We start from the raw sequence: 22,210 nt of genomic DNA on the forward strand, positions 1-22,210 counted from the left end.
CGGTGCCCATCCAGGTCCTGCGGACAGGGGAGGCCCCAAGCCGGGGCGAGGAGGGCGGGCCATGGTGCAGAAGGCCAAGATCCTCCTGGTCGATGACCGGCCGGAGAATCTGCTGGCGCTGGAGGCGATCCTCTCGGCGCTCGATCAGACGCTGGTACGGGCATCTTCCGGGGAAGAAGCGCTCAAGGCACTGCTCACGGATGATTTCGCGGTCATCCTGCTGGATGTCCAGATGCCGGGCATGGACGGCTTCGAGACCGCGGCGCACATCAAGCGGCGGGAGCGGACCCGGGACATCCCGATCATCTTCCTCACCGCGATCAACCACGGCCCGCACCACACCTTCCGCGGCTACGCGGCAGGTGCGGTCGACTACATCTCCAAGCCGTTCGACCCGTGGGTGCTGCGCGCGAAGGTCTCGGTGTTCGTCGATCTGTACATGAAGAACTGCCAGCTGAGGGAGCAGGCGGGTTTGCTGCGGCTCCAGTTGGAGGGTGGCGAGAAGGAGGCCGGGGAGCAGAAGGAGCCCGTCGGCCTGCTCGCCGAACTCTCCGCGCGGCTCGCGGCTGTCGAGGAACAGGCCGAGGCCCTGACCAAGCAGCTCAACGACGAATCCACCGACGCGGCCGCGGTGGCCACGGCGGCTCACCTGGAGCGCAAGCTCACCGGGTTGCGGCGCGCGTTGGACGCGCTGGAGCCGGGCACGGACCCCGCGTCGCCGATGCCGTCGCAGAACTGACCGGCAGGGTACGGCTCTTGCCGCTCACCCGGTGCGGTCCCGGGGTGAGGTGGCGTCAGTTCGGCGCCTCCGTCGAAGCGACACGAACGGGTGAAGCATCTGGCACGCGTGTCCACAGGCGTCTCCACCGGTAACCTCGCCCCCATGGCCTCACGTCCCTCCGCCGCCAAGCAGCCACCCGCGAAGAAGGCGGCTGCTTCCGCGAAGGCTCCGGCGAAGAAGGCCGCGGCCAGGAAACCGCCCGCGAAGAAGGCCGCGGCCAGGAAAGCCACTACGGCCAAGAAGGCCGCGGCGAAGAAACCCGCGCCCAAACCGGCTCCCAGCCCGACGGGCGGCGTCTACCGCCTGGTGCGCGCCCTGTGGCTCGGCCTGGCGCACGCCGTCGGGGCGGTCTTCCGCGGCATAGGGCAGGGTGCCAGGAACCTCGACCCCGCCCACCGCAAGGACGGCCTCGCGCTGCTGCTGCTCGGCATCGGACTCATCGTCGCCGCGGGCACCTGGGCCGACCTCGAGGGGCCCGTGGGCGACCTCGTGGAGGTCCTGGTCACCGGCGCCTTCGGCCGGCTCGACCTGTTGGTGCCGATCCTGGTCGCGGTCGTCGCCGTGCGCCTCATCCGGCACCCGGAGAAGCCGGAGGCCAACGGCCGCATCGTCATCGGTCTGTCGGCCCTCCTCGTCGGGGTGCTCGGCCAGATCCACATCGCCTGCGGCTCGCCCGCCCGCAGCGACGGCATGCACGCCGTACGGGACGCCGGCGGGCTCATCGGCTGGGGCGCGGCCACGCCACTGTCGTACACCGTGACCGATGTGCTCGCCGTGCCCCTGCTGGTCCTGCTCACCGTCTTCGGTCTGCTGGTCGTCACGGCCACCCCGGTCAACGCCGTCCCGCAGCGGCTGCGGCTGCTCGGCACCAAGCTGGGGCTCGTCCACGACCGGACGCCGGAGGAGTACGGCGAGCACGGCGACGACGACGAGCGCTACGAGGAGCAGTGGCGCGAGGCGTTGCCCGCGAGCCGCCGCGGCCGCGGACGGGCGCCCCAGGAGTACGGCCCCGGCATCCACGACATCGCGGAGCAGGAGGCGCCCTCCCGGCGACGCTCCCGCCCGCGCCGGTCCGCGGTGCCGCAGCCCGACACGAACCGGCCGATGGACGCCGTGGACGTGGCCGCCGCTGCCGCCGCCGCGCTCGACGGTGCCGTGCTGCACGGGATGCCGCCCTCGCCGATCGTCGCCGACCTGACCCAGGGCGTACGCGTGGGGGACCGCGAGCCGACCACGCCGACGCCGATCCCGGCCGCCCGTCCCCAGCAGGAGAAGCCCAGGGCGGGCGTCCTGGACATGACGAAGGCGCCGCCCGTCGAACCCCGAGACCTGCCCGCCCGCGCGGAGCAGCTCCGGCTCTCCGGTGACATCACCTACTCGCTGCCCTCGCTCGACCTGCTCACCCGCGGCGGTCCGGGCAAGGCGCGCAGCGCGGCCAACGACGCCATAGTCGAAGCCCTGCGGAAGGTCTTCACCGAGTTCAAGGTGGACGCCGCCGTCACCGGCTTCACCCGCGGCCCGACGGTCACCCGCTATGTCGTGGAACTCGGCCCGGCCGTGAAGGTCGAGCGGGTGACCGCGCTGACCAAGAACATCGCGTACGCCGTGGCCAGCCCGGACGTGCGGATCATCAGCCCGATCCCGGGCAAGTCCGCGGTCGGCATCGAGATCCCCAACACCGACCGGGAGATGGTCAACCTCGGTGACGTGCTGCGCCTCGCGGAGTCCGCCGAGGACGACGACCCGATGCTGGTCGCCTTCGGCAAGGACGTCGAGGGCGGCTACGTGATGGACTCGCTGGCGAAAATGCCGCACATGCTGGTCGCCGGCGCCACCGGCTCCGGCAAGTCGTCCTGCATCAACTGCCTGATCACCTCGGTCATGATGCGGGCGACCCCGGAGGACGTCCGGATGATCCTGGTCGACCCCAAGCGCGTGGAACTCACCGCCTACGAGGGCATCCCGCATTTGATCACACCGATCATCACCAACCCCAAACGGGCCGCCGAGGCGCTCCAGTGGGTCGTACGCGAGATGGATCTGCGCTACGACGACCTCGCCGCCTACGGCTACCGGCACATCGACGACTTCAACCGCGCGGTGCGCGAGGGCAAGGCCAAACCGCCCGAGGGCAGCGAGCGGGAGCTCCAGCCGTACCCCTACCTACTGGTGATCGTCGACGAGCTGGCCGACCTGATGATGGTCGCCCCGCGCGACGTCGAGGACGCCATCGTGCGCATCACACAGCTCGCGCGGGCGGCCGGTATCCACCTGGTGCTCGCCACGCAACGGCCCTCGGTCGACGTCGTCACCGGTCTGATCAAGGCCAACGTGCCCTCCCGGCTCGCGTTCGCCACCTCGTCGCTCGCGGACTCGCGGGTCATCCTCGACCAGCCCGGTGCCGAGAAGCTGATCGGCAAGGGCGACGGGCTGTTCCTGCCGATGGGCGCGAACAAACCCACGCGCATGCAGGGCGCGTTCGTGACCGAGGAGGAGGTCTCGGCCGTCGTCCAGCACTGCAAGGACCAGATGGCGCCCGTCTTCCGGGAGGACGTCGTCGTCGGGACCAAGCAGAAGAAGGAGATCGACGAGGACATCGGCGACGACCTCGACCTGCTGTGCCAGGCGGCCGAACTGGTCGTCTCCACCCAGTTCGGGTCGACGTCCATGCTCCAGCGCAAGCTGCGCGTCGGCTTCGCCAAGGCCGGCCGGCTCATGGACCTCATGGAGTCCCGGAACATCGTCGGGCCGAGCGAGGGTTCGAAGGCGCGTGACGTTCTTGTGAAGGCCGATGAGCTGGATGGAGTGCTCGCGCTGATCCGGGGGGAGTCTGAAGGGTAGGAGGGACGCGGCCGTTGCTCCGCAGCAGCCGGACGGCGGATCGTGACCCACCCGTAAGGGATCACCGCGCAACCGTTTCCCTTCGGCGTACGTCAACGTGAGGGAAGTGCCAAACCGCAGGTCCACCATCGGCATGTCGGGCCATTCCGATGGCGTACAAAGTCCTACCGCCCGGTTGCCCCACCCTTTTGTCATCCCCCTAGACTGAACCTCCAGCACAGGTGGCTACACGCTCGAAAGGCGCCCCCGTGTCCATCGGCAACTCTCCTGAAGACGAGCGTCCGTTCGAAGACGTATCCGAGGAAGCCCGCCCCTCCGTCGGCCGTGCGCTGCAGCAGGCACGCATCGCCGCCGGCCTCACCGTCGACGACGTCACCACCATCACCCGGGTCCGTATCGCCATCGTGCGCGCCATCGAGGCGGACAACTTCGAGCCCTGCGGCGGCGACGTCTACGCGCGCGGGCACATCCGAAGCCTGGCCAGGGCCGTGCAGCTCGACCCCGATCCGCTGATCGCCCAGTACGAGGCCGAGCACGGAGGCCGCCCGGCTCCCACCCCGGCCGCGCCCCTGTTCGAGGCGGAACGCATCCGCCCGGAGCGGCGCGGACCCAACTGGACCGCGGCCATGGTCGCCGCGATCGTCGTCGTGGTCGGCTTCGTCGGATTCACCATGGTCAAGGGCGGCGACGACGGCGGCAAGGAGAACGTCGCCGACGGCGCCACCCCCAGCACGTCCGCATCGTCCACCCCCAAGTCCAAGAAGCCCGCCGCCCCCGAGCCGGAACCCTCGGACAGCGCCATCGCGGCCGCACCGCAGGACAAGGTGACCGTCATGGTGAGCGCACCCGACGGGCGCAGCTGGATCTCCGCCAAGGACCACAGCGGCCGGCTGCTCTTCGACGGGCTGCTCAAGCAGGGCGACTCCAAGACCTTCCAGGACAGCACGAAGATCAACCTGGTACTCGGTGACGCCGGCGCGATCGACCTCTTCGTCAACGGCAAGAAGATCGAGGACGACTGGCAACCGGGGGCCGTGGAGCGCCTCACGTACACGAAGGGCGACCCGCAGGCCGGATAGCCGGATGCGGACGATGCCTCACCGGCGGGGCCGGCCCGGATCGGCCGGCCCCGATCGGTCAACCCCGTCGACGTGGGGTGTCGGCGGGACGAAGTAGTCTTGAGCCCATGCCTGAACGCCGCACCGTCGCACTCGTCACCCTTGGCTGCGCCCGTAACGAGGTGGACTCGGAGGAGCTCGCAGGCCGTTTGGAGGCGGACGGCTGGCAGCTCGTGGAGGACGCCGGAGAAGCGGACGTCGCCGTCGTGAACACCTGCGGCTTCGTCGAAGCCGCCAAGAAGGACTCCGTCGACGCCCTCCTGGAGGCCAACGACCTCAAGGGCCACGGAAGAACGCAGGCCGTGGTGGCGGTGGGCTGCATGGCCGAGCGGTACGGCAAGGAACTGGCCGAGGCGCTCCCCGAGGCCGACGGCGTGCTCGGCTTCGACGACTACACCGACATCTCGGACCGCCTCCAGACCATCCTGAACGGCGGCATCCACGCCTCCCACACCCCCCGCGACCGTCGGAAGCTGCTGCCGATCAGCCCCGCCGAGCGCCAGGAGTCCGCCACGTCCGTCGCGCTCCCGGGGCACGGCCCGGTGGACCTCCCCGACGGCCTCGCCCCGGCCTCCGGGCCCCGCGCGCCCCTGCGGCGCCGGCTGGACGGCACCCCGGTCGCCTCGGTGAAGCTCGCATCCGGCTGCGACCGGCGCTGCTCCTTCTGCGCCATCCCGTCCTTCCGGGGCTCCTTCATCTCGCGCCGCCCCAGCGACGTGCTGAACGAGACGCGGTGGCTGGCCGAGCAGGGCGTGAAGGAGATCATGCTGGTCTCCGAGAACAACACCTCCTACGGCAAGGACCTCGGCGACATCCGCCTCCTGGAGTCCCTGCTGCCCGAGCTCGCCGAGGTCGACGGCATCGAGCGGGTCCGCGTCAGCTACCTCCAGCCCGCCGAGATGCGCCCCGGCCTGATCGACGTACTGACCTCCACACCGGGGGTCGTCCCTTACTTCGACCTGTCCTTCCAGCACTCCGCGCCCGACGTGCTGCGCGCGATGCGCCGCTTCGGCGACACCGACCGCTTCCTGGAGCTCCTCGACACCATCCGGAGCAAGGCGCCGCAGGCCGGTGTGCGCTCCAACTTCATCGTCGGCTTCCCCGGCGAGTCCGAAGCCGACCTCGCCGAGCTCGAGCGGTTCCTGAACCACGCCCGGCTGGACGCCATCGGTGTCTTCGGCTACTCCGACGAGGAGGGCACCGAAGCGGCGACGTACGAGCACAAGCTGGACGAGGACGTCGTCGCCGAGCGACTGGCGCATGTCTCCCGGATGGCCGAGGAACTCGTCTCGCAGCGCGCCGAGGAGCGGGTCGGCGAGACCGTGCACGTGCTGGTGGAGTCCGTCGACGACGAGGAGGGCGTGTACGGGCGTGCGGCGCACCAGGCCCCCGAGACGGACGGCCAGGTGCTGCTCACGAGCGGCACGGGTCTGCGTCCGGGCCGTATGGTCGAGGCGAAGGTCGTCGGCACGGAAGGTGTCGACCTGGTGGCCGAGCCGCTCTTCCAGGGTTCGCCCGCGTTGAGTCAGGAGGCTGGCAGATGACGGGTGTCCCGGCATCCGCGGCGGGAGGCCCCTCCGGCGCGAGGAGGGCCTCGGCGAGTCCGGCGGGCCGCCGGAGGGCCGGCGGGACCGCGGGCGGTGACGCCTCCCGGACCTCGGTTTCCGGCGGCATGACCGACCGCGTCCCAGGCGGCAACGGCCACGGCAACGGCAACGACGACCGTGACAGCCAGTCGGCGCGGGGCGGGAAGATCACGGCGGCGGCCGTGAACCAGGCCAGCGTCTGGAACGTCGCCAACCTGCTCACCATGCTCCGGCTGGTGCTCGTACCGGCATTCGTCGCCCTCATGCTCGCCGACGGCGGGTACGACCCGGCCTGGCGCGCGTTCGCGTGGGCGGCCTTCGCCGTCGCCATGATCACCGACCTGTTCGACGGTCATCTGGCGCGCACCTACGACCTCGTCACCGACTTCGGCAAGATCGCCGACCCCATCGCCGACAAGGCGATCATGGGAGCGGCGCTGATCTGCCTCTCCGCGCTGGGCGACCTCCCCTGGTGGGTCACCGGCGTCATCCTCGGCCGGGAACTCGGCGTCACCCTGCTGCGTTTTCTGGTCATCCGCCACGGCGTGATCCCGGCCAGTCGCGGGGGCAAGCTCAAGACCCTCACCCAGGGCGTGGCCGTCGGAATGTACGTACTGGCGTTGACCGGGTGGCTGGCCACCCTGCGGTTCTGGGTGATGGCGGCGGCCGTCGTGCTCACCGTCGTGACCGGACTCGACTATGTGAGGCAGGCCATGGTGCTGCGCAGGAAGGGAATCATCGAGCGCGAAGCGGCGTTGAAAGAGCCGGAAGCTTGAGCTCCCGGGCTGCCGAAGTAGTGCGACTACTCACCGTCAAGGGTGGGACGCTCGCCGTCGCCGAGTCGCTCACCGGCGGTCTGGTCGCGGCGGAGATCACCTCCGTGCCCGGAGCGTCGAAGGTCTTCCGCGGCTCGGTGACGGCCTACGCCACCGATCTGAAGCACGAACTGCTCGGCGTCGACGCCACCCTGCTGGCGCAGCGCGGAGCGGTGGATCCGCAGGTGGCGGCCGAGATGGCGGTCGGCGTCCGCAAGGCGCTGGGCACCGATTGGGGCATCGCGACCACGGGTGTCGCCGGCCCGGATCCCCAGGACGGGCAACCCGTCGGGACGGTCTATGTGGCGGTGTGCGGGCCGACGGTGACGGATTCCGTTTTTGCCGGTGGTTTTGCCGGTGGCGGAAAAGTGGAGCATCTGCGATTGAACGGTGACCGGGCGGAAATTCGTATGGAGAGTGCACGGAGCGTACTCGCACTGCTTCTCGGGGAGCTTGCGGGCGAACAGACCGGGAATGAGCGGACACAGGATACGGAACGGAACGGGGGGTTTTGATGTTTGCAGCCCAGAGTGAACACGACATCGCTCCCCGCACGGCCGCAGCGCAAGGCGGTACGGTGGGGCGAGAAGGATCCGGATACACGGCCCGAGGAGGGAGCCACCGATGATTCTGCTCCGTCGCCTGCTGGGTGACGTGCTGCGTCGGCAGCGCCAACGTCAGGGCCGTACTCTGCGCGAAGTCTCCTCGTCCGCCCGAGTCTCACTCGGCTATCTCTCCGAGGTGGAGCGGGGGCAGAAGGAGGCTTCCTCCGAGCTGCTCTCCGCGATCTGCGACGCGCTGGACGTACGGATGTCCGAACTCATGCGGGAAGTGAGCGACGAGCTCGCCCTCGCCGAGCTGGCCCGGTCGGCTGCGGCGACCCCCAGCGAACCCGTACCCGCGTCGGTCCGTCCGATGCTGGGTTCCGTCTCGGTGACCGGCGTGCCACCGGAACGGGTGACCATCAAGGCGCCCGCCGAGGCGGTCGACGTCGTCGCCGCCTGAGCGGTGTGAAGGTGTGAGAGGCCCCGGCCGGGGTCCTTCCGGAAGACCCGGAGGGGCGCCGCCGGGGTTTTCGCTTGCCCACGGCTCCCCGGTGCGTGCGTTTGCCGGTCCGGTGTGTGGCGGCGATGGTTGAGGGAACGAGGGAGAAATCCATACGCGGTGACCAGCCTTGGAGGCGCGGATGTACGTCGTGAAGAGCCCGTTGTCCGACGAGAACCTGAAGACCGTGTCCGAGGCGCTCCAGGGAGCCCTTGTCGACCTGGTGGACCTCGCTCTGGTGGCGAAGCAGATCCACTGGAACGTCGTCGGGCAGCGCTTCCGCTCCGTGCACCTGCAGCTCGACGAGGTGGTGGCCCTCGCGCGGACCCACTCCGACACCGTGGCGGAGCGTGCCGCGGCACTGGGTGTCTCACCCGACGGGCGCGCCGCGACGGTGGCCGTCGGCAGCGGCATCGGGGTGACGCCCGAGGGCTGGGTCGACGACACGGCCGCGGTGGGCGCCATGGTGGACGCCCTGGGCGCGGTGATCGAGCGGATGCGCGAGCGGGTCGGTGCGACCGCGGAGCCGGACCCGGTGAGCCAGGACATTCTCATCTCGGCGACGGCGGATCTCGAGAAGCAGCACTGGATGTTCCAGGCCGAGAACGGGTGACGTGGCCCCGGGCGCTGTGCTGAGCGACGGGGTGGGCGTGCGGCACACGGGGCGTCCGCGGCCTGTGGCGGCTCCGGTGCGGCGGCCGGTGCGGGGCGCGGTGCGCCCGTGTGCCGTCGGTGCGCCCTGGCTGCCCGGATGAGTGCCCCTATAGCGTCCGGCTGGAGGTGCCGGAGGTGGGGGCCATGAGGGTGCGGGCAGTTCGCTGGGGTGCGGCGCTGGGGCTCGGGGCGCTGTGGTGGTGGGCCGTGGCGAGGCTGTTGCTCGTGCCCGAGGCGGGAGTGCTGGAGGCGGCGGTCGCGGCCGGGGGGTGGGGGCTGAGCGTGCTTCCGGTGCACTGCATGCCGAAGGCGCGGGCGGAAGGTGCCCTGGCGGCAGGGCGCTGGCGTCGGGCCTGGAACACGGGCGCGGCCGCCGTGCCCGGGACCGGCACACCGGTCGGCACCACGTCCGCGGTCGCCACGTCCACGGTCACCACGGCATCGCCGCGCCCCCGTCCGGGCGGGGAATCCGACCGGTGGTGAAGGCCGCCGCGGGGGCCGGGCCCGGCTGGCAGGTGGGGCACCAGTAGGTGGGGCGCTCGCGGGGACCATCGCCCTGGTCGGCCCGGCGGACCGGGGTGCGGCAGCGCAGACAGGGGCGGTCCGCGCGGCCGTATACGAACAGGTCCTGGCCGCGACGGCCGGTGGTGCTGCGGACCGGGCGGTCGCGGTTGTGCACCAACAGCTTCCTGGCGAACTCGGGCAGCTTCGCGGCGCGTTCGGCGGACAGTTCACCGACGGGGAGCCAAGGCGTGACACCGAGCAGGAAACAGAGCTCGCTCTTGTACACGTTGCCGATACCGGCGAGGTTGCGCTGGTCCAGCAGGGCTTCGCCGAGCGGGCGGGCCGGGTCCTGGAGAAGGTTCGCCAGCGCCAGGCCGGGGTCCCAGTCCGGGCCCAGGAGGTCGGGGCCGAGGTGGCCGACCACGCGGTCCTCGTCGGTGGTGCGCAGGATTTCGAGGACGGGCAGACGGTAGCCGACGGCGGTGCGGTCGGCGTTGCCCAGGATCGCGCGGATCTGGTGGGCGGGGCCGCCACTCCAGCGCTGCCCGTGCGCGTACACCCGCCAGGAGCCGTCCATCCGCAGGTGCGAGTGCAGGGTCAGACCGCCCTCGACACGGGCGAGCAGGTGCTTGCCGCGCGGGGTGACGTCCAGGAGGGCGCGGCCGGTCAGGTCGGCCGTGGCGAACCTGGGCACCCTCAGGTCGCTGCGGGTCAGCACCGTGCCCGCGAGGGCACTGTGCAGCCGCCGCGCGGCCTGCCAGACGGTGTCTCCTTCGGGCATGGGGCAAGGGTCGCACGCTCTCGTGCGGCGGGCGGGGCCGTTGGTCAGGGGCGCAGGCGCAGGCCTCGGGGGGTGGCGACGAAGCCCGCGGCCTCCAGAAGCGCCCCGAGCGGGGACGTCAGGGCGGAAACGCCGTTGAGGCGCTCCACCGTGACCGTGCCGAGGGAGCCCGCGCGCGCGGCCGCCGCGAGTGCTTCTGCCGCGGCCGGGAGGCGGGGGTCGTCGGCGGGCTCCCCGTCCGGGTCCGCGGGCCAGGCCAGTACCGTCTTGCCGCCGCGCTCCACGTAGAGCGTCAGCTCACCGTCGACGAGCACCACCAGCGAGCCCGCCTTGCGGCCGGGCTTGTGCCCGGCACCCGTCGGGGGCTCGGGCCAGCCCAGCGCGGCACCGTACGCGTTCGCGGGATCGGCGGCGGCCAGGACGACGGTCCGCAGGGTGAGGTCCGGGCCGGTGCGGCGGCCCGCGAAGGGGTCGTACGAGGGGCGTCCCCCGTGCTGCCGGGGACCGGGGGCGAGGTCGCGGGAGCCGTCGGTGGGCGGGGCGAAGCCATGGAGGGCGAAGGGGGCGGAGTCGCCGCCGAGGAGGCCGGAGCCGCCCTGGTCCGGGCGGTCCAGGCGGTCCGGGCCGTCCGGGACCGGGTTGGGGAGGGCCTCCCCCCGCTCACGGGCGTTGGCCGCCGCGCGGAGGCGGTCCACGGCGCCGTCCGTGGCGAACTGGGCGGCCCCCAGCCCTTCGACCACGTAGCCGCGCCGGGCCTGCCCGGTCTCCTCGAAGGCGGACAGGATGCGGTAGACCGCGGAGAAACCGCCCTCGACGCCCTCCGCCGAGACGGCGCCCCGAGTCACCACGCCGTGCCGGTCGAGCAGGGTGCGGGCCAGTGCGTGGGCGCGGACCGTGGGGTCGGTCTCCCGGTCCGGGAGCAGTGACCAGCGTCCGGCGACGGTCGGTGGGCCGGTGCGGGAGGTACCGCGGGCGGCTGCCGTGAGCGAGCCGTAGCGGCCGCGCGGTACCGGGCGCTTCGCGCGGTGGGCGGTCGAGCCCGCGGTGCGGCCCGAGCCCAGTAGGGAGCGCATGGGAGCGAGGGTGTCGTTGGTCAGCCGGCCGGACCAGACCAGGTCCCAGAGGGCGTCGGCCAGCTGGGGATCGGTGGCCTCGGGGTGGGTGGTGGCGCGGACCTGGTCGGCGATCTGGCGGAAGAACAGGCCGTAGCCGCCGGCGAGGGCGTCCAGCACCGACTGGTGCAGGGCGGTCGTCTCCAGAGGCTGTGCGGGCGGCAGGAGCAGCGGGGCCGCGTCCGCGAGGTACAGGGAGACCCAGCCGTCCTTTCCCGGAAGGGAGCCGGCGCCGGCCCACACCACCTCTCCGGCGGCCGTGAGCTCGTCCAGCATCGCGGAGGAGTAGTGCGCGACCCGGGAAGGCAGGACCAGCTTCTCCAGGGCGGACGCGGGCACGGACGCACCCTGCAACTGCTCGACGGCGCGCACCAGGCCGTCGACGCCGCGCAGCGTGTGCCCCCTGCCGATGTGCTGCCACTGGGGGAGGAACTGGGCGAGCGCGGCCGGCGGCACCGGCTCCAGTTCGTGCCGCAGGGCGGCCAGGGAACGGCGGCGCAGCCGGCGCAGCACGGTCGCGTCGCACCACTCCTGGCCGATCCCGGCCGGGTGGAACTCGCCCTGGACGACCCTGCCCGCCGCCGAGAGCCGCTGCAGGGCACCCTCGGTGACCGCCACGCCCAGCCCGAAGCGGGCCGCGGCGGTGGCCGACGTGAACGGGCCGTGGGTCCGCGCGTACCGCGCGAGGAGGTCGCCCAGCGGGTCCTTGACCGGTTCGGTGAACGCCTCCGGCACGCCGACCGGCAGCGCCGTGCCCAGCGCGTCGCGCAGTCGCCCGGCGTCCTCGACCGCCGCCCAGTGCTCGGTGCCGGCGATGCGGACCCGGATCGCGCGGCGGGCCGAGGCCAGCTCCTGCGCCCACCCCGGCTCGGCGCCCCGCTCCGCCAGCTCGGCCCCGGTGAGCGGGCCGAGCACGCGCAGCAGGTCGGCCACGCCCTCCACGTCCTTGACCCGCCGGTCCTCGGTGAGCCACCGCAGCTCGCGCTCCAGCTCGGCCAGCACCTCGGCGTCGAGCAGCTCGCGCAGCTCCGCCTGGCCGAGCAGCTCGGCCAACAGCCGCGAGTCCAGCGACAGGGCCGCCGCGCGGCGCTCGGCGAGCGGGGAGTCGCCCTCGTACAGGAACTGGGCGACGTATCCGAACAGGAGCGAGCGGGCGAAGGGCGACGGCTCGGGGGTGGTGACCTCGACGAGCCGCACCTTGCGGGACTCCAGATCGCCCATCAGTTCGACGAGCCCGGGGACGTCGAAGACGTCCTGGAGACATTCGCGGACGGCCTCCAGGACGATCGGGAACGAGCCGAACTCGCCCGCCACCTGGAGCAGCTGGGAGGCACGCTGACGCTGCTGCCACAGCGGGGTGCGCCTGCCGGGGTTGCGGCGCGGCAGCAGCAGCGCACGGGCGGCGCACTCGCGGAAGCGGGACGCGAACAGCGCCGAGCCGCCCACCTGGTCGGTGACGACCTGGTCGACCTCCCCCTTGTCGAAGACGACGTCCGCCGCGCCCAGCGGCGCCTGGTCCGCGTCGTACTCGGTGCCCGTCCTCACCGGCTCCTGGTCGAGCAGGTCCAGACCCATCAGGTCGGCGTCCGGCAGGCGCAGCACGATGCCGTCGTCGGCGTGCATCACCTGGGCGTCCATGCCGTACCGCTCGGAGAGGCGGGCGCCGAGCGCGAGCGCCCACGGGGCGTGCACCTGGGCCCCGAACGGGGAGTGCACCACGACCCGCCAGTCGCCGAGCTCGTCACGGAAACGCTCCACGACAATGGTGCGGTCGTCCGGGACGTGGCCGCAGGCCTGGCGCTGTTCGTCCAGGTAGGACAGCACATTGTCGGCGGCCCAGGCGTCCAGCCCGGCGGCCAGGAGCCGCAGGCGGGCCTCCTGCGGAGACAGTGAGCCGACCTCCCGCAGGAACGCGCCCACCGCGCGGCCCAGCTCCAGCGGGCGGCCCAGCTGGTCCCCCTTCCAGAACGGGAGCCGCCCCGGCACACCCGGGGCCGGAGAGACCAGCACACGGTCGCGTGTGATGTCCTCGATGCGCCAGGAGGTGGTGCCGAGCGTGAAGACGTCACCGACCCGGGACTCGTAGACCATCTCCTCGTCGAGTTCGCCGACCCGTCCGCCGCCCTTCTTGGGGTCGGCGCCCGCGAGGAACACCCCGAACAGGCCCCGGTCGGGGATCGTGCCCCCGGAGGTGACGGCGAGGCGCTGCGCCCCCGGGCGGCCGGTGATCTCGCCCGTGACCCGGTCCCACACCACGCGCGGGCGCAGCTCCGCGAACGCGTCGGACGGATAGCGGCCGGCGAGCATGTCCAGCACGCCCGTGAAGGCCGACTCGGGCAGCGAGGCGAAGGGCGCCGCCCGGCGCACCATGGCCAGCAGATCGTCGAACTGCCAGGTGTCCATGGCCGTCATCGCGACGATCTGCTGCGCCAGGACGTCCAGCGGGTTCGCGGGGACCCGCAGCGACTCGATGGCGCCGGTCCGCATCCGCTCGGTGACCACGGCGGCCTGGACGAGGTCGCCCCGGTACTTCGGGAACACCACGCCCGTGGAGACCGCCCCCACCTGGTGGCCCGCGCGGCCGACGCGCTGGAGCCCCGAGGCCACCGACGGCGGCGACTCGACCTGGACCACCAGGTCGACCGCGCCCATGTCGATACCCAGCTCCAGGCTGGAGGTGGCGACCACCGCGGGCAGCCGGCCCGCCTTGAGGTCCTCCTCGACCAGGGCCCGTTGCTCCTTGGACACCGAGCCGTGATGCGCGCGGGCGATGACGGCGGGCGCGCCCTGGGCGGCCCCGGAGCCGCCCATGAGCTCGGCCGGGGAGTGGTGCTCGCCCAGCGGCTCCCCGGTGGCCCGCTCGTAGGCGATCTCGTTGAGCCGGTTGCACAGGCGCTCCGCGAGACGGCGGGAGTTCGCGAACACGATCGTCGAGCGGTGGGACTGGACCAGGTCGGCGATCCGCTCCTCGACGTGCGGCCAGATCGACGGGCGCTCCGCCTTCTCCGATCCGTCGGCCACCGGGGAGCCTCCCAGCTCACCCAGGTCCTCGACCGGGACCACGACGGAGAGGTCGAACTCCTTGCCTGCCTCGGGCTGGACGATCTCCACCTTGCCGCGCGGGGACAGGAAACGGGCGATCCCGTCGACCGGGCGGACCGTCGCCGACAGGCCGATGCGGCGGGCCGGCCTGGGCAGCAGTTCGTCCAGCCGCTCCAGGGAGAGCCCGAGGTGCGCTCCGCGCTTGGTGCCGGCGACCGCGTGCACCTCGTCCAGGATCACCGTCTCCACGCCCGTCAGCGCGTCCCGCGCGGCCGACGTCAGCATCAGGAACAGGGACTCCGGAGTGGTGATGAGGATGTCCGGCGGGCGGGTGGACAGGGCCCGGCGCTCGGCGGGCGGGGTGTCGCCGGAGCGGATCCCGACCTTGACCTCGGGCTCGGGCAGCCCCAGGCGCACGGCCTCCTGGCGGATGCCGGTCAGCGGGCTGCGGAGGTTGCGCTCGACGTCGACGGCCAGGGCCTTCAGCGGGGAGACGTACAGGACGCGGCAGCGCTTTCGGTGGTCCGCGGGCGGGGGTGCGGCGGCCAGCTGGTCCAGGGCCGCGAGGAACGCGGCCAGCGTCTTGCCGGAGCCGGTGGGGGCGACGACCAGCACGTCCGCCCCCTCGTGGATGGCCCGCCAGGCGCCCGCCTGGGCCGCGGTGGGCGCGGAGAACGCACCCGTGAACCAGCCGCGGGTCGCGGCGGAGAAGCCGTCCAGGGCTCGGTGCGGAGTGCTGACCATGCGTCCATCCTGCACCCGGGCACTGACAACGGGCCTGAGCAGGCCGGACGTGGCCGTCCGGCCCGTTCGGCCCCGGCCCGGCGGGGTCGGACGGGGCCCGGCGGGGTCGGACGGGGCCCGGCGGGTCCGGTTCGGGGACGGGTGACAATGGCCGTATGGCGGAACAGGGCAAGGAACGGGCGCGGCACTGGCAGTACGCCGACCTGCCCGGCGTCGATCTGCTCCGGGCCCGCTACATCCACAAGACGTTCGTACGGCACACCCACGAGCACTTCGTGATCGCCGCCATCTCCGACGGCGTGGAGGTCTTCCACCACGGCGGCGGCGACCAGTACGCGGGGGCCGGGGCACTGGCGCTGGTGAACCCGGACACCCCGCACACCGGGCGGGCCGGGGTGCCGGAGGGCTGGCGGTACGGCGCGGTGTATCCGTCGCCCGAGGTGGTCGCGGCGATCGCCGCGGAGACCACCACCCTGCGCGGCACCCCGGGCTTCGTGCGGCCGGTGCTCGACGACCCGTACACCGTCCGCCTGGTGCACCAGGTACTGCGGGCCACCGACGAGGGCAACGCGCTCGCCGCCGACACACTGCTGCGGGTGGCCGTGACCCGGCTGCTGAGGCTGAACGGCGGGTCGCTGCCCCGACGCGAGGTGCGCACGGCCGGCGCCCGGACCGCCGCACGCGCGCGTGCCCTGCTGGAGGAGCGGATGGCCGCCCCGCCGACGCTGGAGCAGCTGGCCGACGAACTGGGCACCAGCCCGTTCGCGCTGCTGCGGGCCTTCAGGGACACCTACGGAATGCCGCCGCACGCCTGGCTCACCGACGCACGGGTACGGCGGGCGCGTCGGCTGCTGGACGCCGGGACCGTTCCGTCGGAGGCCGCCGTCGCGGTCGGATTCACCGACCAGCCGCACCTGAACCGGCACTTCGGCCGGATGGTGGGAGTGCCGCCGGGCGCCTACCAGCGCGAGCGCAAGAACGTACAAGACGTCCGGAGAGCGCTCCACGTACCGTCCGGGGTGTGGCATCAGAACAGACAACACTCGCGGACGTCCGGGACGGGGACGCACGGGGAGAAAAACCGGACGGCGCCGTCGTCCGGGACGCCCTGGGCGTCGGGATAGCCGTCGGACTCTCCGGATTCGCCTTCGGGGTGACCTCGGCCGGCAGCGGGCTCACGCTGCTCCAGACGTGTGCGCTCAGCCTTCTCGTGTTCACCGGGGCGTCCCAGTTCGCGCTGGTGGGGGCGCTCGCCGCCGGCGGGAGCCCGTTCACGGCCGCCGCCGGGGCGTTCTTCCTGGGGGTGCGCAACGCCTTCTACGGGCTGCGCCTTTCCCAGCTGCTGGCCCTCCCGCGCGCGGTGCGGCCGTTCGCGGCCCAGTGGGTCATCGACGAGACGGCCGCGGTCTCCCTCGCCCAGCCCACCCGGCGCAGCGCGCGGATCGGTTTCCTGGTGACCGGGCTCAGCCTGTACGTCCTGTGGAACCTCACCACGCTGCTCGGCGCGCTGGGCGCCGAGGCCATCGGGGACACCGGCGCGTGGGGCCTGGACGCGGCCGGCCCCGCGGTCTTCCTGGCCCTGCTCGCGCCGATGCTGCGCACCGGCACCGAACGGATGGTCGCCGGGCTCGCCGTCCTGCTGGGACTCGGTCTGCTGCCGGTCCTGCCCGCCGGTGTACCGGTCCTGGTGGCCGCGCTCGCGGCACCGGCGGTCCTGTGGGCACAGGGCCGTCGCAGGGGCACACCGCGCGGTGACGTACCGGGGGAGGACCGTTGAACATCTGGATCGCGATCGGTGTGACCGTCCTCGGGTGCTACGCCGTCAAGCTGGCCGGGCTGCTGGTCCCCGCCGGTGCCCTCGAACGGCCGCTGGTCAGGCGTCTGGCCGCGCTGCTGCCCGTCGCCCTGCTCGCCGCCCTCACGGCCCAGCAGACCTTCGCCGACGGGCAGACGCTGGTGCTGGACGCGCGGGCGGTGGGGCTCGCCGCCGCCGCCGTGGCGCTGATGCTGCGCGCCCCGTTCCTGGTCGTCGTCGGGGCGGCCGTGGTGGTGACGGCGGGGGTCCGGGCCCTGGGCGGCTGAGACCGGTGCCGGGTCAGCCGACCGGGCGGCCGTACGCCCTGAGCGCGCGCAGCGCGTCGATGGTCACCATGGAGCGCGCCACCAGGGCCGGGTCCGGCGCCCGCTCCATCGGGCCGGCACCGCCCTTCCTGAACTCGTGGGCGAACAGACGCTGTTCGAGCACCCGCGCGGTCAGCCGGACGAAACGCTCCGCGCGGGCGCGCGGGCTGTCGGCCGGGGGTTTCGGGGGCAGGGGGACCGATCCGGTTGATGACACGGGACGGACGTCAGGGCGCGCAGCGGTGTCGGCAGGCGGTCCCGGTTCGGGCCCACACGCTCGGGCGGGATACTGAGGGCATGCGGTTGACGGTCTTCTGGGAACGGATGGCGGAGTACTTCGGTACGGGCTACGCCGACACCTTCGCGCGCGATCACGTCATGTCGGAACTCGGCGGGCGCACCGTGCACGAGGCACTGAGGGCCGGCTGGGACGCCAAGGACGTCTGGCAGGTGGTCTGCGCGGTGATGGACGTGCCGCGGGAAAAGCGCTGATCGTCACAGAGACGGCCACAGGGCGGACGGCTGCCGGTGGTGTGCGCGAAACTTACTCCGTGGCACCCACAGACGAGACCGGGCAGGCGGCCCGGCACCCCTCGGCGCCCAGCGCGCCGCCGCCCCCCGGCCCGCCGGGTCCCGCTGCCCCGCCCGGCGCTCGCATGCCGCGCTGGCTGCCGCGCGCCATGGTGCTCGCGCTCGCGCTGATCGCCCTGTTCCAGCTGGGCAGTTGGGCCTTCCACGAACTCACGGGGCTGCTGGTCAACATCCTCATCGCGTTCTTCCTGGCTCTCGCCGTCGAGCCCGCGGTGAGCTGGATGGCCGCGCGAGGGGTGCGCCGAGGGCTGGGGACCTTCCTGGTCTTCCTGGGAGTGCTGATCGTGGCGGCGGGCTTCGTCACGCTGCTCGGATCCATGCTCGCGGGACAGATCATCAAGATCGTCGAGGATTTCCCGCAGTACCTCGACTCCGTCATCAACTGGGTCAACACCCACTTCCACACCGAACTGCGGCGGGTGGACATCCAGGAGGGCCTGCTCCGCTCCGACTGGCTGCGCAACTACGTGCAGAACAGCGCCACCGGTGTCCTGGACGTTTCCGCGCAGGTCCTCGGAGGCCTCTTCCAGCTGCTGACCATCGGGCTGTTCTCGTTCTACTTCGCCGCCGACGGTCCGCGGCTGCGGCGAGCCGTCTGTTCCGTACTGCCGCCCGCGCGCCAGGCCGAGGTGCTGCGCGCGTGGGAGATCGCCGTGAACAAGACCGGCGGCTACCTGTACTCGCGCGGGTTGATGGCGCTGGTCTCCGGCATGGCCCACTACGTACTGCTGGAGATACTCGAGGTGCCCTACGCGCCCGTGCTCGCCGTGTGGGTGGGCCTGGTGTCGCAGTTCATCCCCACCATCGGTACGTATCTGGCGGGTGCTCTGCCCATGCTGATCGCCTTCACGGTCGACCCCTGGTACGCGCTGTGGGTGCTGATCTTCGTGGTGATCTACCAGCAGTTCGAGAACTACGTGCTGCAGCCCAAGCTGACCGCGAGGACCGTCGACATCCACCCGGCGGTCGCCTTCGGCTCGGTCGTCATGGGCACCGCCCTGCTCGGTGCCGTCGGCGCGCTGATAGCCATCCCCGCGGTCGCCACCCTCCAGGCGTTCCTGGTCGCGTACGTGAAGCGCTACGACGTCACGGACGACCCCCGCGTGCACGGCCACCACCGCTCCGGCGAGCGGGGGAGCCTCGTCGCCCGCGCCCGGCGCCTCCGGAGCCGCCGACGGGGTGCGACACGACCCCGGAGTGGGGACACCGGGAACACCGGAGGCACCGAAGACCCCGGGGACTCCTGAGCGACGGCGGAGCCGTCGCCGGTGGGTGAACGCCTTGTGAGGGTGCCGCGTGGTGCGCTTGACACGAAAATCGAACATCTATTCTCATGGGTGTGCCGGTGAGGCCCGATGGCGGGTGCTATGGACCGGTTTGTGAGGGAAGGGGCCCCAGTTGTCCACAGGCCGGAGGTGCGCCGGGGCGCGTTGTCAGTGGCAGGCGCTAGCGTCGTCGACGTGAAGCGATCGAACCAAGCAAATCGGGTGGAACCCATGGCAGGAACCGACCGCGAGAAGGCGCTCGACGCCGCGCTCGCACAAATTGAACGGCAATTCGGCAAGGGCGCGGTCATGCGCATGGGTGACCGGACGAACGAGCCCATCGAGGTCATCCCCACCGGGTCGACCGCGCTCGACGTGGCCCTCGGCGTCGGCGGTCTGCCCCGCGGCCGGGTGGTGGAGATCTACGGTCCGGAGTCCTCCGGCAAGACGACCCTGACCCTGCACGCCGTGGCCAACGCGCAGAAGGCCGGCGGCCAGGTCGCCTTCGTGGACGCGGAGCACGCCCTGGACCCCGAGTACGCGAAGAAGCTCGGCGTCGACATCGACAACCTGATCCTGTCCCAGCCGGACAACGGCGAGCAGGCGCTGGAGATCGTGGACATGCTGGTCCGCTCCGGTGCCCTCGACCTCATCGTGATCGACTCCGTCGCGGCGCTGGTGCCGCGCGCGGAGATCGAGGGCGAGATGGGCGACTCCCACGTGGGCCTGCAGGCCCGGCTGATGAGCCAGGCGCTGCGGAAGATCACCAGTGCGCTCAACCAGTCGAAGACCACGGCGATCTTCATCAACCAGCTCCGCGAGAAGATCGGCGTGATGTTCGGCTCCCCGGAGACCACCACCGGTGGCCGGGCGCTGAAGTTCTACGCCTCGGTGCGCATCGACATCCGCCGGATCGAGACCCTCAAGGACGGCACTGAGGCGGTCGGCAACCGCACCCGCTGCAAGGTCGTCAAGAACAAGGTCGCGCCGCCCTTCAAGCAGGCCGAGTTCGACATCCTCTACGGCCAGGGCATCAGCCGCGAGGGCGGCCTGATCGACATGGGTGTGGAGCACGGCTTCGTCCGCAAGGCCGGTGCCTGGTACACCTACGAGGGCGACCAGCTCGGCCAGGGCAAGGAGAACGCCCGCAACTTCCTCAAGGACAACCCCGACCTCGCCAACGAGATCGAGAAGAAGATCCTGGAGAAGCTCGGCGTCGGCGTGCGGCCCGAGGAGCCGGCCGCCGAGCAGGGCACGGACGCCGCCGGCAGCACCGCTCCGGCCGAGGCGGCTGCGGCCCCGGCGGCCAAGACCACCAAGTCCAAGGCCGCCGCGGCCAAGAGCTGACCCGTGACACGACGAACCGACTGGGCCGAGTACGAGTTCGCCGCCTCCGGCGCCTCATGGGGGAGAGGCACCGGAGACGGCGCAGACCCAGCCGCGAGCGTTGACGGGACGGACGGGGACGCCGGCGGTACGGCCGGCTTCCCCGGTGAGGGCCCGGGCGGCGGCCGGCGCCGAGGCGGTGCCGGGTCCCGTCGTGCGGGCGACTCACGGGGGAGCGGCTCGCGTGACGGCGGGCCGCGCGGTGGGCGCAAACGCCGGGCCTTCGGTGAGGCGACCGCGGCGGACGGGGACGGCTCCTCCTCTTCGAGGGCCGAGCGGGAGGAGCCCGAGGGGGATCCGGTCGAGCGGGCGCGGGCCATCTGCCTGCGCCTGCTCACCGGGACCCCCCGCACGCGGAAGCAGCTCGCCGACGCCCTGCGCAAGCGGGAGATCCCGGATGAGGCCGCCGAGGAGGTGCTGTCCCGGTTCGAAGAGGTCGGACTGATCAACGACAGCGCCTTCGCGGACGCCTGGGTGGAGTCCCGGCACCACGGCCGGGGCCTGGCCCGGCGTGCCCTCGCCCGGGAGCTGAGGACCAAGGGAGTCGACGCCACCCTGATCGACGAGGCCGTCTCCCAGCTCGACCCCGAGCAGGAGGAAGCCACCGCGCGCGAACTCGTCGCCCGCAAGCTGCGCTCCACCCGCGGACTCGACCGTGACAAGCGGATCCGCCGCCTCGCCGGCATGCTCGCCCGCAAGGGCTACCCCGAGGGCCTCGCCCTGCGGGTGGTCCGCCAAGCCCTGGAAGAGGAGGGCCAGAACGGCGAGAACACCGAGTTCCTGGACGACGGGGGCTACTGAGGGGCCCCGCCCGGTGCCCGAACCGGCAGACCTGCCGTGCGCCAGGCCTGGAAACCGCCGATCAGGTCGGTGGCCCGGTGAAGTCCCAGCCGGTGCAGGGACTCCGCGGCCAGGCTGGAGGCGTACCCCTCGTCGCACACCACGACGACGCGCAGATCGTGACCGGTGGCTTCGGGGAGGCGGTGGCTGCCTTGCGGGTCGAGACGCCACTCCAGCTCGTTGCGCTCGACGACGAGGGCACCGGGGATGAGGCCGTCCCGGTCGCGCAGGGCCGCGTACCGGATGTCGACCAGCAGTGCCTCCCCGGCGCGGGCGGCCTCGTACGCGGGTACCGCCTCGATCCGTGCGTAGCCCGCGCGTACCCGCTCCAGCAGTTCGTCGATCCCGGGGGCACCGGCAGCCCGCTCGTGCGTCCCGCTCACTGCCAGTCCGCCGGGCGCTCGACCTGCTCCAGGCGCAGGGTCTGGCCGCTGCGGCTGTAGCGGCGCATCAGGGGCAGGGGCGGGTGGTAGGCGTGGACGGAGACCGCGTGCCGGTCGGGGGACTCGTTGAGCACCTCGTGCACGTGATGCCGGTCGAAGGCGCGGCCCTCACCGGCCGTCAGCCGGCGTTCCCGGTCCACGCCGTCGTTCAGTTCCAGCGTCTTCCAGCCGTCGGTGGGCAGCCGCACCGCGAGCGAGTTCTCCCGCAGCTCGCCCGCCGCGGTCATGAAGGCACCGAGGGATTCCCCGTGGTCGTGCCAGCCGGTGCCCGTGCCGGGCGGCCAGCCGATCAGCCAGGCCACGCTGCCGGCGGGTCCGTCGAGCCGTACCCAGGTGCGACCCTCCGGATCGAGCGGAAGCGCGGCGACCAGCTCGGCGTCGGCGGCGACGTGCCGTACGAAGTCGAGGAGTTCTGCCTGCGAAGGGCCGGGAGCAGAGGGGGAGCCCGCAGGGGAGGAGGGAAGAGCAGGGGAGGCAGACACGTGCACCGTCCTGAGGAAAGGTTCGCGGAGCGCGCACGGCAGCGGCGTGGAAGCGGCAAG

21 protein-coding genes are annotated in these 22,210 nt (G+C 72.3%); 16 read left to right on the forward strand and 5 right to left on the reverse strand.

Annotation, left to right across the window (positions count from 1 at the left end):
• The first annotated feature begins 61 nt into the window (after nucleotides 1–61).
• The 9 genes from ACVW19_RS24955 to ACVW19_RS24995 all read left to right on the forward strand — a co-directional run bounded on the left by ACVW19_RS24955 (nucleotide 62) and on the right by ACVW19_RS24995 (nucleotide 9,322).
• Nucleotides 62–739 carry a response regulator gene (locus ACVW19_RS24955; RefSeq protein ID WP_457461903.1) on the forward strand — a complete coding sequence of 226 codons (678 nt, stop codon included), beginning with the start codon at nucleotides 62–64 and terminating at the stop codon, nucleotides 737–739.
• Between the two features lie 144 nt (nucleotides 740–883).
• Nucleotides 884–3,622, forward strand: a complete 2,739-nt coding sequence (locus tag ACVW19_RS24960; protein WP_457461905.1) for a DNA translocase FtsK — start codon at nucleotides 884–886, stop codon at nucleotides 3,620–3,622.
• 248 nt (nucleotides 3,623–3,870) lie between these two features.
• Nucleotides 3,871–4,701 (forward strand): helix-turn-helix domain-containing protein, encoded by an 831-nt coding sequence (locus tag ACVW19_RS24965; RefSeq protein WP_457461907.1) that lies wholly within the window; start codon nucleotides 3,871–3,873, stop codon nucleotides 4,699–4,701.
• 107 nt (nucleotides 4,702–4,808) lie between these two features.
• Complete coding sequence (rimO, locus tag ACVW19_RS24970; RefSeq protein WP_457461908.1) at nucleotides 4,809–6,284, forward strand: 30S ribosomal protein S12 methylthiotransferase RimO; 1,476 nt, start codon at nucleotides 4,809–4,811, stop codon at nucleotides 6,282–6,284.
• Complete coding sequence (gene pgsA / locus ACVW19_RS24975) at nucleotides 6,281–7,102, forward strand: CDP-diacylglycerol--glycerol-3-phosphate 3-phosphatidyltransferase (protein ID WP_457461910.1); 822 nt, start codon at nucleotides 6,281–6,283, stop codon at nucleotides 7,100–7,102. The genes rimO and pgsA overlap by 4 nt, the downstream gene beginning before the upstream one ends.
• Nucleotides 7,099–7,656 carry a CinA family protein gene (locus ACVW19_RS24980; protein ID WP_457461911.1) on the forward strand — a complete coding sequence of 186 codons (558 nt, stop codon included), beginning with the start codon at nucleotides 7,099–7,101 and terminating at the stop codon, nucleotides 7,654–7,656. The genes pgsA and ACVW19_RS24980 overlap by 4 nt, the downstream gene beginning before the upstream one ends.
• Nucleotides 7,657–7,765: 109 nt before the next feature.
• The gene (locus ACVW19_RS24985; protein ID WP_109380085.1) at nucleotides 7,766–8,146 is read left to right on the forward strand and encodes a helix-turn-helix domain-containing protein; all 381 of its coding nucleotides are present in this window, start codon (nucleotides 7,766–7,768) and stop codon (nucleotides 8,144–8,146) included.
• 181 nt (nucleotides 8,147–8,327) lie between these two features.
• A complete protein-coding gene (locus ACVW19_RS24990) occupies nucleotides 8,328–8,798 on the forward strand; it encodes a Dps family protein (RefSeq protein WP_457461913.1) in 471 nt (156 codons plus the stop codon).
• A gap of 185 nt (nucleotides 8,799–8,983) precedes the next feature.
• Nucleotides 8,984–9,322 carry a hypothetical protein gene (locus tag ACVW19_RS24995; RefSeq protein ID WP_457461914.1) on the forward strand — a complete coding sequence of 113 codons (339 nt, stop codon included), beginning with the start codon at nucleotides 8,984–8,986 and terminating at the stop codon, nucleotides 9,320–9,322.
• On the opposite strand, the gene ACVW19_RS25000 is transcribed toward ACVW19_RS24995, so the two are convergent.
• On the reverse strand, nucleotides 9,270–10,124 hold the full coding sequence (locus tag ACVW19_RS25000) for an Fpg/Nei family DNA glycosylase (protein WP_457461916.1): 855 nt from the start codon (nucleotides 10,122–10,124) through the stop codon (nucleotides 9,270–9,272). The genes ACVW19_RS24995 and ACVW19_RS25000 overlap by 53 nt on opposite strands.
• Before the next feature lie 44 nt (nucleotides 10,125–10,168).
• Entirely contained in the window at nucleotides 10,169–15,022 is a 4,854-nt protein-coding gene (locus ACVW19_RS25005) for an ATP-dependent helicase (protein ID WP_457461917.1), read from the reverse strand.
• 155 nt (nucleotides 15,023–15,177) lie between these two features.
• Between ACVW19_RS25005 and ACVW19_RS25010 the strand changes: the two genes are divergently transcribed.
• The 3 genes from ACVW19_RS25010 to ACVW19_RS25020 are packed head-to-tail and all read left to right on the forward strand — an operon-like array spanning nucleotide 15,178 to nucleotide 17,104.
• Nucleotides 15,178–16,146: an AraC family transcriptional regulator gene (locus ACVW19_RS25010; protein ID WP_457461918.1), complete on the forward strand. Its 969-nt coding sequence runs from the start codon at nucleotides 15,178–15,180 to the stop codon at nucleotides 16,144–16,146.
• On the forward strand, nucleotides 16,044–16,799 hold the full coding sequence (locus ACVW19_RS25015; protein WP_457461919.1) for an AzlC family ABC transporter permease: 756 nt from the start codon (nucleotides 16,044–16,046) through the stop codon (nucleotides 16,797–16,799). The genes ACVW19_RS25010 and ACVW19_RS25015 overlap by 103 nt, the downstream gene beginning before the upstream one ends.
• Nucleotides 16,796–17,104, forward strand: coding sequence for an AzlD domain-containing protein (locus ACVW19_RS25020; RefSeq protein ID WP_109380092.1), 309 nt, complete (start codon nucleotides 16,796–16,798; stop codon nucleotides 17,102–17,104). The genes ACVW19_RS25015 and ACVW19_RS25020 overlap by 4 nt, the downstream gene beginning before the upstream one ends.
• A gap of 13 nt (nucleotides 17,105–17,117) precedes the next feature.
• Here the strand turns inward: ACVW19_RS25020 and ACVW19_RS25025 are convergent, their stop codons facing one another.
• Entirely contained in the window at nucleotides 17,118–17,360 is a 243-nt protein-coding gene (locus tag ACVW19_RS25025; protein WP_457461920.1) for a hypothetical protein, read from the reverse strand.
• 80 nt (nucleotides 17,361–17,440) lie between these two features.
• Here ACVW19_RS25025 and ACVW19_RS25030 point away from each other — a divergent pair, with 80 nt between their 5' ends.
• From ACVW19_RS25030 to recX, 4 genes are all read left to right on the forward strand, one after another.
• Nucleotides 17,441–17,635 (forward strand): DUF3046 domain-containing protein, encoded by a 195-nt coding sequence (locus ACVW19_RS25030; RefSeq protein ID WP_109380094.1) that lies wholly within the window; start codon nucleotides 17,441–17,443, stop codon nucleotides 17,633–17,635.
• Nucleotides 17,636–17,694: 59 nt separating this feature from the next.
• Nucleotides 17,695–18,981 (forward strand): AI-2E family transporter, encoded by a 1,287-nt coding sequence (locus tag ACVW19_RS25035; protein ID WP_457461922.1) that lies wholly within the window; start codon nucleotides 17,695–17,697, stop codon nucleotides 18,979–18,981.
• Nucleotides 18,982–19,230: 249 nt separating this feature from the next.
• Nucleotides 19,231–20,346: a recombinase RecA gene (recA, locus tag ACVW19_RS25040; protein WP_457461923.1), complete on the forward strand. Its 1,116-nt coding sequence runs from the start codon at nucleotides 19,231–19,233 to the stop codon at nucleotides 20,344–20,346.
• Nucleotides 20,347–20,349: 3 nt separating this feature from the next.
• Nucleotides 20,350–21,186, forward strand: a complete 837-nt coding sequence (recX, locus tag ACVW19_RS25045; protein ID WP_457461925.1) for a recombination regulator RecX — start codon at nucleotides 20,350–20,352, stop codon at nucleotides 21,184–21,186.
• On the opposite strand, the gene ACVW19_RS25050 is transcribed toward recX, so the two are convergent.
• Both ACVW19_RS25050 and ACVW19_RS25055 read right to left on the reverse strand, forming a co-directional pair.
• A complete protein-coding gene (locus ACVW19_RS25050) occupies nucleotides 21,180–21,608 on the reverse strand; it encodes a rhodanese-like domain-containing protein (RefSeq protein WP_457461927.1) in 429 nt (142 codons plus the stop codon). The genes recX and ACVW19_RS25050 overlap by 7 nt on opposite strands.
• Complete coding sequence (locus ACVW19_RS25055; RefSeq protein WP_457461929.1) at nucleotides 21,605–22,150, reverse strand: cysteine dioxygenase; 546 nt, start codon at nucleotides 22,148–22,150, stop codon at nucleotides 21,605–21,607. Before ACVW19_RS25055 ends, ACVW19_RS25050 begins: the two co-directional genes overlap by 4 nt.
• Nucleotides 22,151–22,210: the final 60 nt, after the last annotated feature.

Source organism: Streptomyces sp. TE5632, from assembly GCF_054061295.1.

Coding starts and splice junctions, on each gene's coding strand:
- ACVW19_RS24955 (WP_457461903.1), top strand. CDS start 62: ATGGTGCAGAAGGCCAAGATCCTCCTGGTCGATGACCGGCCGGAGAAT.
- ACVW19_RS24960 (WP_457461905.1), top strand. CDS start 884: ATGGCCTCACGTCCCTCCGCCGCCAAGCAGCCACCCGCGAAGAAGGCG.
- rimO (WP_457461908.1), top strand. CDS start 4,809: ATGCCTGAACGCCGCACCGTCGCACTCGTCACCCTTGGCTGCGCCCGT.
- pgsA (WP_457461910.1), top strand. CDS start 6,281: ATGACGGGTGTCCCGGCATCCGCGGCGGGAGGCCCCTCCGGCGCGAGG.
- ACVW19_RS24985 (WP_109380085.1), top strand. CDS start 7,766: ATGATTCTGCTCCGTCGCCTGCTGGGTGACGTGCTGCGTCGGCAGCGC.
- ACVW19_RS24990 (WP_457461913.1), top strand. CDS start 8,328: ATGTACGTCGTGAAGAGCCCGTTGTCCGACGAGAACCTGAAGACCGTG.
- ACVW19_RS24995 (WP_457461914.1), top strand. CDS start 8,984: ATGAGGGTGCGGGCAGTTCGCTGGGGTGCGGCGCTGGGGCTCGGGGCG.
- ACVW19_RS25000 (WP_457461916.1), bottom strand. CDS start 10,124: ATGCCCGAAGGAGACACCGTCTGGCAGGCCGCGCGGCGGCTGCACAGT.
- ACVW19_RS25005 (WP_457461917.1), bottom strand. CDS start 15,022: ATGGTCAGCACTCCGCACCGAGCCCTGGACGGCTTCTCCGCCGCGACC.
- ACVW19_RS25010 (WP_457461918.1), top strand. CDS start 15,178: ATGGCGGAACAGGGCAAGGAACGGGCGCGGCACTGGCAGTACGCCGAC.
- ACVW19_RS25030 (WP_109380094.1), top strand. CDS start 17,441: ATGCGGTTGACGGTCTTCTGGGAACGGATGGCGGAGTACTTCGGTACG.
- recA (WP_457461923.1), top strand. CDS start 19,231: ATGGCAGGAACCGACCGCGAGAAGGCGCTCGACGCCGCGCTCGCACAA.